This is a genomic window from Acinetobacter sp. YH12126, assembly GCF_013418745.1.
In the GTDB taxonomy this organism is placed as follows: Bacteria; Pseudomonadota; Gammaproteobacteria; order Pseudomonadales; family Moraxellaceae; genus Acinetobacter; species Acinetobacter amyesii.
Map to the genome: position 1 here is coordinate 1 of NZ_VPBM01000019.1, position 16,137 is coordinate 16,137.

The following is a 16,137-nucleotide window of genomic DNA, read 5'->3' on the forward strand; positions in this document are numbered from 1 at the left end:
TGTTCAAATGGCGATTCAGCGTTTAATTGGTTTTGGGAAAAAAGAAGAGTTTAAGGAAATTTTGGCAATTTTAAGAAAGCAGAATCCTGATAGGATAAGGGTTCTGTGAAATTTGTCGTGTACAGAGCTCTTTGCTGTAAAACTGCTTTTGATGTTTAGACATGCTGCATGCCAAGGCAAAAAAACCTAAGCTACTCAATGCCCAAATCAGGAGAAAGAACATCATGCTTCAGCCTCCTTTGTGGCACGCGCTTTTTTAACAGGCAGTCCTTTATGCTTTTTCACTTTGTAAAATGAATAGGCAAAAAAGATAGCCAAAAGCCACATTGCAAGGTCAAAGGATGCAATCATCCATTGGCCATTTGCCATGGTATTCCAAAGCGGTTGACCTCCAGTCATGAAGTTTACAATCGGCAGTAAGGCAAAAATTGCTGTGGCAAATGCTAAAAGTTCCAGCCACGCTTGACGATGCGTACGGAACATCGCATAAATAAGCGTTAGTAGCCAAACAATAAAGAAACTACGAATTTCTAATTCCGAGCGGTTTTCAAGCTGTGCTGGAATAAAACGGTTGGCATAGAAAAATGCTGCACAGGCAATGGGTAAACCAATAATCGCTGCAATATTGGTCACTTCAACCGTGCGGTAGCCAAATGATTTAAAGCCTTGTTTTTGCTGTTGCGGCGCACGTTTTACACACCACAGAATGAGACCTGTAGCGACCATCAGGGTGCCTACAATCCCTGAAATAAAGAGCAGCCAACGTAGAGCTAAGTCTACACCGCGTGCTTCATGTAGCGTGGTCACTACATTGTAAATACCCATCGGTACAGAAGGGTGCTTTAACTTGGCACTTTCGTCAGTTAAGTCTTTGCCTGTTACGCCATCAAATTGTTTGCTTGCATAGACATTTCGATACGCGACACTTTCACCATGTAAGGCACGTAGTTCAATTTTAGCTTGGTCTGTATTCGGTGCAATGATGCTAACGGTACTAATAGGATTAGTTTTCCATTCAGCCTGAACCGCAGTCACGATTGGTGCTAAGTTGGTCAACGGCGCAGCAACGATAGGTTGTTCTTGACGTTTAGAGCGACGATCTCCTCGACCTTCACCACCATCAGCACGATTTTCGCCTTGGTTTTGTGCAGAATTAGCACGAGCTTGTTGTAGACGTTGGCCACGTTCTTCGCGTCCTTGAGCAGATTCACGTCCTTCAGGTTTATTTTCCTGAACTAAGGCACGATTTTGTTCTTGTAAAAATTGTCCCCGGTTTTCATAAATACGCTCAATCCCCCAAGGCATGATCGTAAATAACAGTAGCAACAGGCCACTAAAGGTGATCATGATGTGGAAGGGGAGCGCAAATACTGCGGTTGCATTATGTGCATCGAGCCAAGAACGTTGTCCTTTGCCTGAGCGGAAGGTAAAGAAATCTTTAAAGATTTTTTTATGAGTAATCACACCACTAATGATGGCAACTAACATCAACAGTGTCGCTATACCGACAAACCATCGCGTCCACATACGTGGCATACCATAAAGTTCGAAATGGAAACGATAGAGAAAATTACCACCACGCGTATCGCGCGGCTCAAGCACTTCACCTGTAGCACTATCAATGTAGATTTGTTTACCACCACGGCGTGCGCGAGGGTCTTCACCTTGTTCACGAACGGTAATTAATGTGGCATTTTGACGCGTATTCGGCAGCAAAATATTCCAAGCACCTGCATTCGGATGATTTTGTTGTAAATAATTCAGTGCAACTTGAGTTTGTTGGACTTGTGAACTGGCTGGAACAGATTGATGCAGCTCAGGTGTCATCCAGACATTGATTTCATTTTTAAAGAAGCTTAGGGTTCCGGTCAGGAAAATAGCATACAGCAACCAACCTAAGATTAGGCTAGCCCATGTATGCAGCCAAGACATGGACTGGCGCGGTCCCTCTACTTTTGCATCAACACGCATTTTAGCTTCCCATCATCATGTAAATGGCATACAAACACACCGCAGGGATCACAATGCCTAAAGTTGCTTTGAGGGTTTTATTCACCATAAAGACCCAAATAAATGCACAGCTCCACAGGATAAATGCAATTAAAGTTGCACTCATGGCTGCACTTCCACGGTCTTCGCTAAACACATCTGCAATCACGATGGCCGATAGCATCGCGACAACATATCCGCCCACTAAAGCGAGGGCAAAGCGATAGAAAATCATCAAGCGATAGGTCAATAGAGAGGGGGTGTCTTTACGCGTTTTAGGCAGCGCAGATGTGAGGGGTGTCACGAGTGCCTCAGGTGGTGAGCTATTCATAAAATACTTAAGCGCTTGGAAATTGTATTAAAGTTAATCTAAATGATAACAATTATTATTAATAATTAGAATAATGTATTCACAAAATTATTGATTTTTCAGCATGCTGAGTGGAAATTGATTTAAAAAGAGGGGAATTAAAGGCGAAAAAATAGCGACCGAAGTCGCTATTTTAGAATGCAAGAATGCTTAATTGTCTACATTATTGCTCTTGTTGAATGCCTGCAACCAACCAGTCTTGATCAGAACCCGCAGGTTTAACAAAATGCCATACTTCAGCAAATGGCTGTGGCAGGCTATTTAAGTCTTCACTTACCGTACCTGTAAAACGCACACTTACAACGTATTGACCATTTTCGTTAGCAGAATCGACCACCATAGCATTTAAGTTAGAAAACTCAGCAACGTCTTCATCTTTATTCGCCATAATGTCGTTATACATAGACTGGTAAAGATCAGGTGTTAAGTAACGCTGAATTTCAGAAATGTTGCTTGCCGTATTCATCGATTGAATGTGGTTAAAACGCTGACGTGCAACACGTAAAAATGTTGCTGGCTCTGTACCATCAGGCAATTGATTGCCGCTGTTGGTATAGGCAGCACCAAAAGGCGCGTTCGTTGCTGCAGCTGCACCAAATGGAGCATTTGAAGCTGCTGAATTACCGCCCACAGAATTACCAAAAATATTCGTATTGTCATTACCTGCACGAGGTGCAGCATTTTGCTGACCAAACGGTGCATTGTTTGCACCGCTGTTTGGCGCATACGGATTGTTAGCGGCTAGTTTTTTTTTTGCGCCCATCTTACGGAAAATGAAGAAGGCAACAGCAGCGGCAAGTAAAATCCAGATCCATCCTGGAATACCACCTTTCTCTTCCTGTTGTTGAGCTTGCGCTTCAGAAGCTGCTTGACCGTTATTGTCATCGGCCATCGCATTTGCAGCGACTGCACCAATTGCAGCACCAGCCACACCAGCAGCAACCATTCCGCCCACATTCGAGCCAGATTTTGCTGGAGCGCCAGCAGTTGCAGGCTGTTGAACAGGAGCAGATTGACGAGGTTGCTGATAAGACTGAGTTGGAGCAGCTTGACGGCTCATACCATGGCTTTTACCACCACCGGCACGTTTCGCTTCTGCAATCGGCGCTACCAAAAGGGCTGCTGTTAAAAGAGCAGTCATCAAACCACGCTGTCGAACTTCCATCAAATTTTCCTATATCTATATAAATTTAAAATAGCCATCTAGTTATGCCGCCATTTGTACTGAATTTCAATAGAACATCGGTAAAAAATTGAAAATTCATTCAAAATAAACGAATCAACGTGACTAAGACTCATCGGTCAGCGTAATTGCCTGACTCAACGCCTCATGTAAACGTGCGACAGAAATAATTTCTACACCTGAAATCGGTTTTTGCGGTGCATTCCCACGCGGTAAAATAATGGTTTTAAAACCATGCTTAATGGCTTCTTTGAGTCGTTCTTGTCCATTGGGTACAGGGCGGATTTCGCCTGAAAGGCCGACTTCACCAAATACTGCCAAATGCTGTGGCAGGGCTTTAGCTCTTAAGCTAGAGGCGCAGGCTAAAAGTACCGCAAGGTCAGAACCGGTTTCAGTGATTTTTAAACCACCCACGACATTGACATAGACATCTTGTCCTGCAGTTTGTACGCCACCATGACGGTGCATAACGGCTAAAAGCATGTTTAAACGGTTTTGTTCTAAACCTAAGGCCACGCGTCGAGGTTGTCCGTGCGCATCATCTACCAAAGCCTGAACTTCAACTAAAAGTGGACGTGTACCTTCACGGCTAATCATGACAATGGAACCCGGAATGGCTTCATCATAACGACTCAGAAAAATAGCGGATGGGTTTGATACCTCGCGCAGACCTTTATCGGTCATGCCAAATACACCAAGCTCGTTGACTGCACCAAAACGGTTTTTCACTGCACGAATCATACGGAAGCGCGAGTCAGACTGACCTTCAAAATACAAAACACAATCGACCATGTGCTCAAGCACGCGAGGGCCTGCCAAAGAACCTTCTTTCGTTACGTGACCGACAATAAACAGTGCAGTGCCACTATTTTTGGCAAAGCGAGTCAGGAGTGCAGCCGATTCACGAATTTGGGAAACACCGCCCGGCGCAGACTGGAGTGTCTCGGTGTATAGGGTTTGGATCGAATCTAAAATGGCAACGGCAGGGCGTTCATGTGCCAAAACTTCACAAATACGCTCGACACAGGTTTCGGCCATGACTTTGAGTTGATCGGTCGGCAAATCTAGGCGCTGGGCACGTAGAGCCACTTGAGACAAAGATTCCTCACCAGTGACATATAAGGCAGAACTTTTACTCGCCGCCATATAGGTTGCGGTTTGTAGCAAAATAGTGGATTTACCAATGCCGGGGTCACCACCAATCAGCACTACTGAACCTGTGACCAGTCCACCGCCGAGCACACGGTCAAATTCACCAATACCTGTTGCCATTCGAGTTTCATGCGAAACTGAAACTTGATTTAAGGTGGTCACAGCAGCAGCTTGACCTGCATAGCCACCGCCCATTTTAGGCTGTGCACGGTGTGTAACGGCGGGTGCAATATTGACTTCGACTAATGAATTCCATTCACCACATTCGGTACATTGACCGGCCCATTTGGAATGATCAGCACCACATTGTTCACATCGATAGACACTTTTTGCTTTCGCCATAATATTTACTGTGCACAAACTCAAATTGAGTCACAGCATAGCGGTGAATACATTGAAAAACCAAGTTTTTATCGCATGAAATGACTGATGAAGGTCAATTGATGTCGTTTTATTTTCAAGAGCTGCACTTTTTTACATAGTAAGCACTTTATAATAGCGCATTATATTTTTTGAAATGGGTCACCACATGACTGAACTATTACGACATATCGATGCCATCGCACGTGAAAAAAATCGTGATGTGTTATTTGTGCATTTTGAAGAATATGATCATCAACATCCTGAAAAAAATACGGTGCGTAATGATGTTATGCACTGGTTTGACCTGCAAAATATAGACTATTTCCCTTGTATGGGGCTAGAAGGTGAGTCTTTAATCGATAGTTATACAGGTGATTTATACCTTGACGTGCCTTTTGATGAAAGCAGCCCTGCATATAAAACCCTCAGTGAATACCTTGAAGATGAACAAGGGAACATGAAAATTCAGGGGGTATTGTTCTTTTCTTTATCTTTGGAAATTGCCCTAGAAATCGAAGCTGATCTGATGGAAGCCAGTGCTGTAGATTCTGAATATGCTGAAAATGAGTTTGGTGACCAATTTGGTGAAGGCTTTATTGAAGATGCTGAATTAGATCCAAAAGATGAAGCGGCCAATGAAAGCAAGACGAAAAACGACAAATTTGATGATGGTCAAATTGGCACGATTCAATAAGTAAATATTGATTTTCAGTCCGAATAAAAAAGCCACGTGAATTCACGTGGCTTTTTGTTTAGCAGGGGATTAGTACAATTCACCTGATTTACGACGTTCAATAAAATCTTTCGATTCTTTTACAATGATGCCTGAGAGCAATAACAGTGCAATACAGTTTGGTGCAGCCATCAAACCGTTAAAGGTATCGGCAAATAGCCAAACGAGATCAAGTGTTACGACACAGCCGACAAAGACTGATGTGATGTAAATTAAGCGATAAATCATTACTGATTTTTCACCTAACAGGTAAGTACAGCATTTTTCACCATAATAGCTCCAACCCAGAATGGTTGAATAAGCGAAGAAAATAATACCGAAAGTCACGACCCAACCACCGAAGCCCGGAAGTAGTTTGTCAAAAACACTGATCGTTAATACGGCACCCGTTTGATCACCAAAGCTTTGTCCTGCCATGATGAAGCCCATCACCAGTACGATACCTGTAATTGAGCAAACAATGATGGTGTCTAAGAACGTACCTGTCATAGAGACAAGACCTTGACGTGCTGGGTGGTCAGTTTTTGCAGCCGCAGCGGCAATAGGTGCTGAGCCCATACCTGCTTCATTAGAGAATACACCACGTGCCACACCATAACGAATCGCAGCACCAATCGCACCACCCGCAGCAGCTTCGCCCGTAAATGCATAGCTAAAGATCATTTTTAGTGCAGGGATCACCAATTCAAGGTTGGTGAAAATAATGATTAAGCCACCCAATACATAACCTACCGCCATAATTGGAACAATAAATGAAGAGGCTTTAGAAATGGATTTGATGCCGCCTAAAATAACGAGGGCAGAGAATATGGTGATGACGATTGCAGTGGTGAGTGTGCTGATCCCTAAGCTGTTTTGCACAGCAAGCGCGACAGTATTGGACTGTACTGAGCTCCCAATACCAAAGGATGCCAAAGTACCAAATAGGGCAAATACCACTGCCAACCATTTCCACTTAGGCCCAAGTCCACGTTCGATGTAATACATCGGACCACCGTTCATTTCGCCATTTTCATTTTTATGACGAAACTTTACAGCGAGTACACCTTCACCATATTTGGTTGCCATACCAAAGAGCGCGGTTATCCACATCCAAAACACTGCGCCCGGACCACCGAGCACACAAGCGGTGGCTACACCGGCAATATTACCTGTACCAATGGTGGCAGAAAGTGCGGTCATAAGTGAGGCGAAATGAGAAATATCGCCATCATGTTGATTGGCTTTAGGATGCTTGCCAAAGACTTGTTTGAATGCGAAAGGCAACATGCGAAATTGCCAGAAAAGTAGTCGGAAGGTGAGGAATACACCTGTTCCGACAATGAGGACCAACATGTACGGGCCCCAGACCCATCCACTGAGTGTTTCCATGATATTTTGAATTTCTTGCATAGTATCTTCTTCTTATCGGCCCTGAGTGAGTGAATGCTACATTTTTGATATCTGTAGCAATTGATATGCCATTGTTAGAAACTTCCATGATTTTTGGCATAAATTTTTATCGTTGATAAAATATTTTTTGCATAAAATTTAAGTTATTACAAGTAAATTGTTGTTTTATTGGTCGCTTTAAAATGTGAATTGGCGCTAAGATTTTTATATATAAGAAAAATAAATTAACTTTGTCACTTAATCCGAAAATATAGATGATGAGAAATAATTTTGTATTTTCTGAAATTTTTACGTTAATTTGTCGCAATTGGAACGCGAAGTTGAATTAAATAATGTCAAATGAAATTCATGGATCGCACGCTGATAGCGGCGATTTGAAACGAAGCTTGTCCAACCGACACCTGCAATTGATTGCGATTGGTGGTGCGATTGGTACAGGTTTATTTATGGGGTCAGGAAAGACCATCAGTTTAGCTGGTCCGTCCATCCTTATTATCTATATGATTATTGGTTTTATGGTTTTCCTCGTCATGCGTGCATTAGGCGAGTTATTACTATCAAATCTTGAATATAAATCTTTTATCGATTTTGCAACCGACTTAATCGGCCCGTGGGCAGGTTATTTTGTGGGTTGGACCTATTGGCTGTGCTGGATCACTATAGGGATTGCTGATTTATCGGCCATCATTTATTACCTGCAATTCTTTAATGGAGGTAACCCGTTCTCGCCCGAAGAAGGGGTGATGATCAGTGTTGCCGCCATTGTTTTTATCATGGGTTTAAACCTTGTTACGGTTAAACTTTTTGGTGAATTAGAGTTTTGGTTTGCACTGATTAAGATTATTGCAATCGTGGTGCTCATTGGTGTCGGTCTTTGGATGATCTTTACCGGTTTTACCTCATCGACAGGTGAAATCGCATCATTCACACATTTATGGTCACATGGTGGTCTATTCCCAACAGGAGTAACTGGCTTCTTGGCAGGTTTCCAAATCGCCATTTTTGCCTTTGTCGGCGTAGAACTCGTGGGTACTACGGCAGCAGAAACCAAAGATCCAGAACACAACTTGCCTAAAGCTGTGAACTCGATTCCGATTCGTATCATTATTTTCTATGTGCTGGCACTTGTGATTGTGATGTCCGTTACGCCATGGAATGCCATTGACCCAAGCATTTCACCATTCGTGAACTTGTTTAGCCAAGCCGGTATTGCTGCTGCTGCGATTATTATGAACTTGGTGGTGTTGTCATCAGTTATGTCATCGATGAATAGTGGTGTGTTCTCGACTTCACGTATGTTGTTTGGTTTATCTCGTGAAGAGCAAGGTCCAAAAGCGTTTGGTCGTCTAAACTCACGTGCAGTTCCTGCAAATGCGTTATATTTCTCGGCAGTTTGTTTGCTGTTGGGTGCTGCATTACAGTATTTCGTTCCGAACACGGTTGAAGCCTTCACTTTAGCAACTACACTGTCTACGATTTTATTTATCTGCGTATGGCTCATGATTATCTGGAGCTATATCGTTTACTATAAAACTCGTCCTGAGCTGCATGCGAAATCAACCTTTAAACTACCGGGTGGTTTATATACCTGTTGGCTCGTGATTATCTTCTTCATCGGCATGATTTATGTCTTGTCGCTAGAAGCAGATACCATGAAAGCGCTCATGGTGAGCCCGATTTGGTTCATCATATTGATTATTGGCTATTTCGGTTTTTATAGGAAAAAGCACCATTAATTTACATTTTTGATCTGATGTAAAAACATAAATAGCTGCTCCTGAGGGGGCAGCTTTTTTATTTGGATATGGACTTATTTTAAGTTAAAACAGACTGTTTATTAGCGTTTCGATTTGTATTAAACAGCATTCAAATTGATATGCTATTTCAGTGAAATCAATAGCCTGATCGAGCTAGAAATAAAGACAAATAAGGATTGAAAACAGCACCATCAAATTTTGCTTAAATTTAGTGCAGAATGGCAAAAAGCTCACTTGGAATTACAGGGCTTTTCTTTTATCCGCGGGTTGATCACGTTATACTCGGAAAAATCTTTTCATTAGGTACGTTTATGTATCGTTTTATGAATTATAAAATTATTGTATTAGCAAGTGCTGTGCTGCTGACCGCTTGTGGTCAGTCTGGTGCATTGCATTTACCTTCAGATGCAAATGCAGATAAGCGCGCAAAATATCTGATTTATCCAGATACGCCTGCACAGCAAAAGCAGGAAAAACAAGCGGCTCCTGTTGCAACTGAATCGGAATCTTCAAATTCTAACCCTACACCTTAATGCTTTTATAGAAAGGATACTTTCATGAGTTTCACCCGTACGAATGGGGTATTGCATGCAGAGCAATGTTCTTTACAACAGCTTGCACAGCAATATGGCACACCGCTTTATGTTTATTCAAAAGCTACTTTTGAAAAGCATTATTCAGATATGGATCGTGCATTTAGCTTTATCGACCATCAAATTTGTTTTGCGGTAAAGTCAAACTCTAATCTTGCGGTGTTAAACGTACTTGCCAAGCAGGGCGCTGGTTTTGATATCGTGACGGGTGGTGAACTCGCACGTGTATTAAAAGCCGGTGGTGAAGCTTCTAAAATTGTATTCTCTGGTTTGGGTAAAACTGAAGCCGATATCCAAAAAGCGTTGGACGTGGGTATTGCATGTTTTAACGTGGAATCTCATGCAGAGCTAGATCGAATCCAAAAAGTTGCTGCGGCAATGGGTAAGAAAGCACCGATTTCATTGCGTGTAAATCCAGATGTGGATGCCAAAACCCATCCTTATATCTCTACAGGTTTAAAAGAAAATAAATTCGGTATTCCTTCAGACAGCGTTTTTGACACCTATGCGTATGCGGCGTCGTTGCCAAATCTTGAGATTGTCGGGATTGATTGTCATATCGGTTCACAGTTGACTGAAACTCAGCCTTTTGTTGATGCACTTGATCGTGTCATTGTGATGATCAATCAACTGAAAGAGATGGGTATTCAGCTAAAACACATCGATATCGGTGGTGGCTTAGGCGTAACGTACAAAGACGAAGTTCCGCCTACCGTTGAAGAATATGCTCAGGCAATGCGTCCAGCTTTAGAGAAATTAGGCCTTAAGGTATATATGGAGCCGGGGCGTAGTATTTCTGCAAATGCAGGTGTGTTGTTAACCAAAGTTGATTTGCTCAAACCGACCAATCATCGTAATTTTGCCATTATTGATGCCGCAATGAACGACTTAATCCGTCCTGCTTTATATGAAGCATGGATGGATATTCAGGAAGTAACGCCTCGTACTGATACAGAAAAAAAAGACTGGGATGTGGTTGGTGCGATTTGCGAAACTGGCGATTTCCTCGGTAAGCAACGTCAGTTGGCGATTCAAGAAAATGACGTGCTTGCAGTATTGGGTGCGGGTGCTTATGGTTTTGTCATGAGTTCAAACTACAACAGCCGCGGACGTGCTGCTGAAGTGATGGTTGATGGTGATCAGTCTCATTTGATTCGTGAGCGTGAAACCATCGAATCATTATGGGAACGTGAACGTTTATTGCCTTAAGGAGAAATTCGAGATGTTATTAGAATTTACCAAAATGCATGGCCTTGGCAATGATTTTATGGTGGTCGATCTAATTAGCCAACGGGCTTATTTAGATACAGTGACGATTCAGCGTTTGGCCGACCGTCATTTTGGTATTGGTTTTGATCAGCTTTTGATTGTAGAACCACCAGATTTACCCAACGTCGATTTTAAATACCGTATTTTTAATGCGGATGGTTCGGAAGTTGAACAATGCGGTAATGGCGTTCGTTGTTTTGCGCGCTTTGTGCATGAACGTAAGTTGACCAGCAAAACCAAAATCAAAGTACAAACCAAGTCAGGTATCGTAGAGCCTGAATTAGGTGCGAATGGTTGGGTGCGCGTTAATATGGGTTATCCACGCTTTTTGCCGCATGAAATACCATTTATTGCGGAAGAGCCTGAAAACTTATACGACATTGCATTGGCGAATAATGAACAACTCACCATTGATGTAGTGAGTATGGGTAATCCGCATGCAGTGACGATCGTTCCTGATGTCATTACTGCAGACGTCGCTAAAATTGGTCCACAAGTCGAATCGCATGAGCGTTTTCCACAGCGTGTAAATGCTGGCTTCATGCAAATTGTGGATGAGAAACATGCACGCCTACGTGTATTTGAACGTGGTGTCGGTGAAACCATGGCCTGTGGTACAGGTGCTTGTGCAGCGGCAGTATCAGGTATGCGTCGTGGCTTATTAGCCAATTCGGTCGAAATAGAGTTGGCAGGTGGTAAGCTGCAAATTGAGTGGCAAGAAGGTGGTGTAGTCTGGATGACTGGACCAACTGCAACAGTTTACGAAGGACGCTTAGATTTAAGCTACTTCCAAGGTTAAAATCAAAGCCCTGATCCATTCAGGGCTTTTTTTCATAAAATAAAAAGTGAATAAAAAATTATAATTCAATGGGATTGTAGTCAACATGGAACAAATAAACGAAGAAATAAAAGAAGAAATCTTAGAGCAACTTTTTCATAAAGCTTTACATGAACCTGCGTATCGACCCGAATTTTTAGCTCAATTATTAGCGGCCAATGTGTATTGTGTGGGAACAACAGGGGGGACGTGATTCACGTATTGCCGAAGCTTTGATCTTGGATGAAGGCGACAGTGTTCAATTGAAATCATGGGAAGATGAAACTTATGATTGCGTCATCCCGTTTTTTACTTCTTTGGAAAAAATGCGGTTGGCAATATCTGAAGAGGAGTCGCATATCCGGCTACCAACCAAGGCATTATTTGAAATGACCATGGGGGCAAGGCTTGTATTGAATCCACAATCACCAGATGCAACGAAGGACTTTGTACCAGAAGAAATTCAACATTTGCTGAACGGGCAGTATATTCAGCCCTCAGAAAACTATGAAGTTACGGAAGATACGGAAGTTTTAATTGGTCAGCCAGCGGAATATCCGCAGTTTATGATTGATCAATTAAGCATTTTTTTCGGCACAGAGCGTGTGGTAAAAGCTGCCTATTTAGCGCAAATGCTGAATGAAGCTCGAGATGATTCACCAACTTTGCTGATCGGATTAGATTTAGAAGCAGGATTATCTGAACAACAAATTCAAGATTTACACAGTAAAATTGGTCGTATCACACAGGATAGTTTTAAAGAGCAATGCCCAGTGGATTTAATCCATGTCAATACGCACAGTGTGGATGGTGTAGAAGGGTATTTGCTTAATGAAACGCAAGCTTTTTACCAACGTGTTGATGGTAAGCCTAAGGGGTTCTTTGCTAGACTCTTTTCATAAAACAGATATGTAAAATCGCTTTAGTGAACGTACTGCAACGCTTAAGCACATGTTGAAATGGGAGAAGACAGATGACGATGGATCAGAGTCAACTACTGACTATGTGGTTGAAGGAACGTGAAATTCAAAATCAGTCTAAACATACATTGCAAGCGTATGAGCGTGATGTCAGTGATTTTCTCCAATTTTGTACAATACGCAACTTGCCACTGCATGATGTTGAAAAGTCAGATCTGCGTGAATTTGTTGCTCATAAAGTGGAACAGTTTCAGCTCAGTCCAAGTAGTTTGCAGCGCATGTTATCTTCGATACGCCAATTTATGAAATGGGCAGAACAAGGAAATTATCTCAATTTTAATCCTGCAGATGATTTTCAGCTCAAACGCCAATCACGTCCTTTACCTGGATTGGTCGATATTGAAACCATTAAACAAATCATGGAACAGCCTGAGCCAGAAAGTGAAACTCAACGGCAGCTTTGGATACGTGATAAAGCGATTTTGGAGCTGCTATATTCAAGTGGTTTACGTCTGGCTGAAGTGCAGGGCTTAACCATTCGAGATATTGATTTTAATCGCCAACTGTTACGTATTACGGGTAAAGGGAATAAAACGCGCATTGTACCTTTTGGTTCTAAAGCCAAAGAGGCTGTGATGCATTGGTTGCAATTATATCCTGCATGGCATGGTGATTTTGTCCCAGAAGCCCAAGTTTTTATCACTCAAAAAGGTAATCCACTGGGGGTAAGACAAATAGAAAATCGAGTTAAATTTCAAGCTCGACGTGCAGGTGTAAATGTCGATTTACATCCGCATTTATTACGACATTGCTTCGCTAGCCATATGTTGTCCAATAGCGGTGACTTGCGTGCTGTACAAGAAATGTTGGGGCATAGTAATTTAACCACTACACAAATTTATACCCATGTGGATTTTGATCGATTGGCACAAGTTTATGATCAGGCCCATCCAAGGGCACAGCATAAAGATTCGTAACAATTGCAAAAACGACTTTGGTACTCAGTGGTCTAAATTTTGCTTAAATACACAGGCTATATTTCACATTTTTTATCCTAAAGTGGTCTACTTCATGAAAATTAAATAAGGATGTGAAAAAATATTGGTAAAATTGACCGACATTTTGAACTATTGTCGCATTATAAAAATTCAAATTATCGGGTATAAAAATTGTCCATTATTGAATTGACGTAAGTGCTGAAGTGAAATTCGCCATTTACTAAATTGCTGTACCGTTAAAAATATATAGGCCATACCATGATTTCAGATATTCAAGAAAAATATGACCAGTTAAATGGTCAGCAAAAAGAAATTTTTGCAGGATACGGCTTACGCCAGATCAAACACTTTGTTGAAATCAGTTTGCCTGAAGTAGAAGCTGTATTGCCTGAAGGTGCGCAGCTACAAGGGATTAATGCCGATGGTAAAGTTCAGGCGTTTAATGCGAAGACGGGCCAATACTTTATTTGGATTTCGGATAAACAATGGCAGCTTACCAATAAAGCAACTGCGAAATTTGACAGTAAAGAAGATGCCCTCACCATTTGGCGTATTTTTAATTTGGCAAAGTATGAACTTATTGACCTAAGCCACATCCATCGTGACTTTTTGGAAAATCAGCCAGCCTAAACCATTGGTCAAATAAACAACTCATGGGCTATCTTCATTGGTTTTGGATGTTTAGCCCTTATATCACCCGCTCCATGACATGTTGAGATGCTTGTGAGCAGAGCATTAGAGTGTTGATCTTCTTTGCATAGCTTAGTTGCCTAAACAAAAATCTCTAAATGCCAATCCGTTTCGCTGCTATTGATTCAATTTGTTCAGTTTTGATAGCGAGAGCCTGTCAATCCAATCAATTGTTTTCCCACTTGAGCAATTGAGCTCAAAGACCTCCTAGATATTTCCTATTCAATTGCTGCAAATGTGCCGCAAATCATTATTTTTCTTTGCTTAAAATATAATGAAATACCGCATAGCTAGATATTTGCATTCGAGGCTGTGAAGGTAATCCGTCACTACATTGCCAAGCTTGTAGTATCAGCCTCGTCGTTTCTGATGCTTGAGTTGTTTCTTGGCAGACCAATTTCTGTTTATAAATCTTCTAACGGTAACTGGAAGCTTTGTTTGATGATTTGGCTTGGTAAATCAGTCTTTACACTGGTGATGCCATTTTTCTTGGTTAAGTGAGTAGACTGAAATTTGCGGTAACTTTCTAGGTCAGGCACCACTACTTTGAGCATTGCATCGCACTCACCCAAAATAATGTAGCACTCCATGACTTGAGGAAGTTCTTTCATCGCTTCGATAAAAGTATCGATGGTTTCAGCATCTTGCCCAGTCAACCAAATACGAGAGAATAAAATCAATTGAAAGCCAATCTTTTGTGGATCGACCACGGTGGTGTAATTCTGAATCACACCTGCTTCTTCGAGTAATTTGACCCGACGTAAACAAGAAGAAGGCGAGAGTCCAATTTCCTTGGCTAAGTCATTATTTTGCATGCGGCCATTATTTTGAAGTGCGCGAATGATATTTTTATCAATACGATCTAGTTTAACTAGAATTGACTTAGAAGATGTCTTCATAAAATAGAATATAATTCTAAAAATAATATCTATTATAGAATATTTGATATCCTATTTTAAAGCGATTCAAACATACTAATTTCACTTTCAGGACATAGAAAGGGAAAATTGAAATGTCTGTATTTGCTTTGTTTGCCTTAACGGTAATTCCCCTTATTTTCACACCAGGACCCGATATGCTTTTTATCCTGTCACAAGTGATGGGTAAGGATGCAAAAGCAGGCATGATGGCAACAGTGGGGGTATGCTCAGGTTACTTGGTTCACTCGATTTTGGTGGCATTGGGTATTGCTGCGATTATCGTGTCATTTCCACTACTGTTTGAAACAATCCGCTGGTTGGGGATTGCTTATCTTTTATATTTGGCAACGCATTTACTGCGTTCAGTATTTAGCAGTAAAAAATTAAGTATTGAGAAAAAGTCAGCGTCCAACCCGATTAAAAAAGGCTTTTTTACGGCTTTACTGAACCCGAAAGGAATGTTGATATATTTTGCAATTTTGCCGCAATTTATCGATAAATCAGCGAATACTGTGAGCCAAGGTTTGATTTTGTCCTTCATTTTTATTGGGCTGATTTTTGTGGTGTATTGTAGTTTAAGTGTGGTCTTTGCACGTATTACACAAAAAACTCAAATTGATGAACGCAAACAAAAGTGGATCGATGGTACATCAGGCGGTTTATTGGCTCTTGCTGCGACATGGTTAATTGCCAATTAAAAACAGTAAATGTAAATAGAAATAAATGCCTTAACTAAAACCTTCGTGGAAGCGGAGGTTTTTTTATATGTGCTGAATATCGGCAGATATTAAGAATATGAACAGGAGAAAAACACGCCAATTAGCTTCAGAAAAGTGAAATGAACGCTAAATTCATTATGCTTCTATCTTAAATGACAAGTTTAGATATGTTGCCGAATGTGTAGAGGGAAAGCTCTATTTCAGAAAGATTGATCGAAAATTGATATTAAATCAGATCTTTTGATGAGCTAAATCAAGTAAAAAAATAATAA

The 16,137-nt window shown here is 41.4% G+C and carries 15 protein-coding genes and 2 pseudogenes; 10 read left to right on the forward strand and 7 right to left on the reverse strand.

What is annotated here, in order from left to right; translation table 11 throughout:
- Nucleotides 1-124: 124 nt before the first annotated feature.
- The 5 genes and pseudogenes from FTU62_RS17475 to radA all read right to left on the reverse strand — a co-directional run.
- Nucleotides 125-226: pseudogene (locus FTU62_RS17475) on the reverse strand (DUF3325 domain-containing protein); the annotation flags it as partial.
- The gene (locus tag FTU62_RS13210; RefSeq protein WP_180102912.1) at nucleotides 223-1,971 is read right to left on the reverse strand and encodes a PepSY domain-containing protein; all 1,749 of its coding nucleotides are present in this window, start codon (nucleotides 1,969-1,971) and stop codon (nucleotides 223-225) included. The pseudogene FTU62_RS17475 and the gene FTU62_RS13210, both read right to left, overlap by 4 nt.
- A 1-nt stretch (nucleotide 1,972) precedes the next feature.
- On the reverse strand, nucleotides 1,973-2,320 hold the full coding sequence (locus FTU62_RS13215) for a hypothetical protein (RefSeq protein ID WP_078192079.1): 348 nt from the start codon (nucleotides 2,318-2,320) through the stop codon (nucleotides 1,973-1,975).
- 202 nt (nucleotides 2,321-2,522) lie between these two features.
- Entirely contained in the window at nucleotides 2,523-3,524 is a 1,002-nt protein-coding gene (locus tag FTU62_RS13220; RefSeq protein WP_078192078.1) for a Tim44 domain-containing protein, read from the reverse strand.
- A gap of 123 nt (nucleotides 3,525-3,647) precedes the next feature.
- Nucleotides 3,648-5,036 (reverse strand): DNA repair protein RadA, encoded by a 1,389-nt coding sequence (radA, locus tag FTU62_RS13225; protein ID WP_180102913.1) that lies wholly within the window; start codon nucleotides 5,034-5,036, stop codon nucleotides 3,648-3,650.
- Between the two features lie 187 nt (nucleotides 5,037-5,223).
- Between radA and FTU62_RS13230 the strand changes: the two are divergent.
- Nucleotides 5,224-5,580, forward strand: a pseudogene (locus FTU62_RS13230) (hypothetical protein); the annotation flags it as partial.
- A gap of 240 nt (nucleotides 5,581-5,820) precedes the next feature.
- On the opposite strand, the gene FTU62_RS13235 reads toward FTU62_RS13230, so the two are convergent.
- Nucleotides 5,821-7,182: a sodium:alanine symporter family protein gene (locus FTU62_RS13235; protein ID WP_180102914.1), complete on the reverse strand. Its 1,362-nt coding sequence runs from the start codon at nucleotides 7,180-7,182 to the stop codon at nucleotides 5,821-5,823.
- Nucleotides 7,183-7,514: 332 nt separating this feature from the next.
- On the opposite strand from FTU62_RS13235, the gene FTU62_RS13240 reads away from it, so the two are divergent.
- From FTU62_RS13240 to FTU62_RS13275, 8 genes are all read left to right on the forward strand, one after another.
- Nucleotides 7,515-8,918 carry an amino acid permease gene (locus tag FTU62_RS13240; RefSeq protein WP_180102915.1) on the forward strand — a complete coding sequence of 468 codons (1,404 nt, stop codon included), beginning with the start codon at nucleotides 7,515-7,517 and terminating at the stop codon, nucleotides 8,916-8,918.
- A gap of 344 nt (nucleotides 8,919-9,262) precedes the next feature.
- Nucleotides 9,263-9,472, forward strand: a complete 210-nt coding sequence (locus tag FTU62_RS13245) for a lipoprotein (protein WP_372491094.1) — start codon at nucleotides 9,263-9,265, stop codon at nucleotides 9,470-9,472.
- A 24-nt stretch (nucleotides 9,473-9,496) separates the two neighbouring features.
- Nucleotides 9,497-10,741 carry a diaminopimelate decarboxylase gene (gene lysA, locus FTU62_RS13250; protein WP_180034401.1) on the forward strand — a complete coding sequence of 415 codons (1,245 nt, stop codon included), beginning with the start codon at nucleotides 9,497-9,499 and terminating at the stop codon, nucleotides 10,739-10,741.
- 13 nt (nucleotides 10,742-10,754) lie between these two features.
- The gene (dapF, locus tag FTU62_RS13255; RefSeq protein ID WP_111883917.1) at nucleotides 10,755-11,600 is read left to right on the forward strand and encodes a diaminopimelate epimerase; all 846 of its coding nucleotides are present in this window, start codon (nucleotides 10,755-10,757) and stop codon (nucleotides 11,598-11,600) included.
- 85 nt (nucleotides 11,601-11,685) lie between these two features.
- The gene (locus FTU62_RS13260; protein ID WP_180102916.1) at nucleotides 11,686-11,832 is read left to right on the forward strand and encodes a hypothetical protein; all 147 of its coding nucleotides are present in this window, start codon (nucleotides 11,686-11,688) and stop codon (nucleotides 11,830-11,832) included.
- Complete coding sequence (locus FTU62_RS13265; protein WP_180102917.1) at nucleotides 11,807-12,520, forward strand: enhanced serine sensitivity protein SseB C-terminal domain-containing protein; 714 nt, start codon at nucleotides 11,807-11,809, stop codon at nucleotides 12,518-12,520. Before FTU62_RS13260 ends, FTU62_RS13265 begins: the two co-directional genes overlap by 26 nt.
- Nucleotides 12,521-12,591: 71 nt before the next feature.
- Nucleotides 12,592-13,515: a tyrosine recombinase XerC gene (locus tag FTU62_RS13270; RefSeq protein WP_180003344.1), complete on the forward strand. Its 924-nt coding sequence runs from the start codon at nucleotides 12,592-12,594 to the stop codon at nucleotides 13,513-13,515.
- Nucleotides 13,516-13,794: 279 nt separating this feature from the next.
- Nucleotides 13,795-14,166 (forward strand): hypothetical protein, encoded by a 372-nt coding sequence (locus tag FTU62_RS13275; protein WP_218948625.1) that lies wholly within the window; start codon nucleotides 13,795-13,797, stop codon nucleotides 14,164-14,166.
- A gap of 464 nt (nucleotides 14,167-14,630) precedes the next feature.
- Here FTU62_RS13275 and FTU62_RS13280 read toward each other — a convergent pair whose 3' ends face one another.
- On the reverse strand, nucleotides 14,631-15,125 hold the full coding sequence (locus FTU62_RS13280) for an Lrp/AsnC family transcriptional regulator (protein ID WP_078190405.1): 495 nt from the start codon (nucleotides 15,123-15,125) through the stop codon (nucleotides 14,631-14,633).
- 113 nt (nucleotides 15,126-15,238) lie between these two features.
- On the opposite strand from FTU62_RS13280, the gene FTU62_RS13285 reads away from it, so the two are divergent.
- Complete coding sequence (locus tag FTU62_RS13285; protein WP_180023307.1) at nucleotides 15,239-15,844, forward strand: LysE family translocator; 606 nt, start codon at nucleotides 15,239-15,241, stop codon at nucleotides 15,842-15,844.
- The last annotated feature ends 293 nt before the right edge of the window (nucleotides 15,845-16,137 follow it).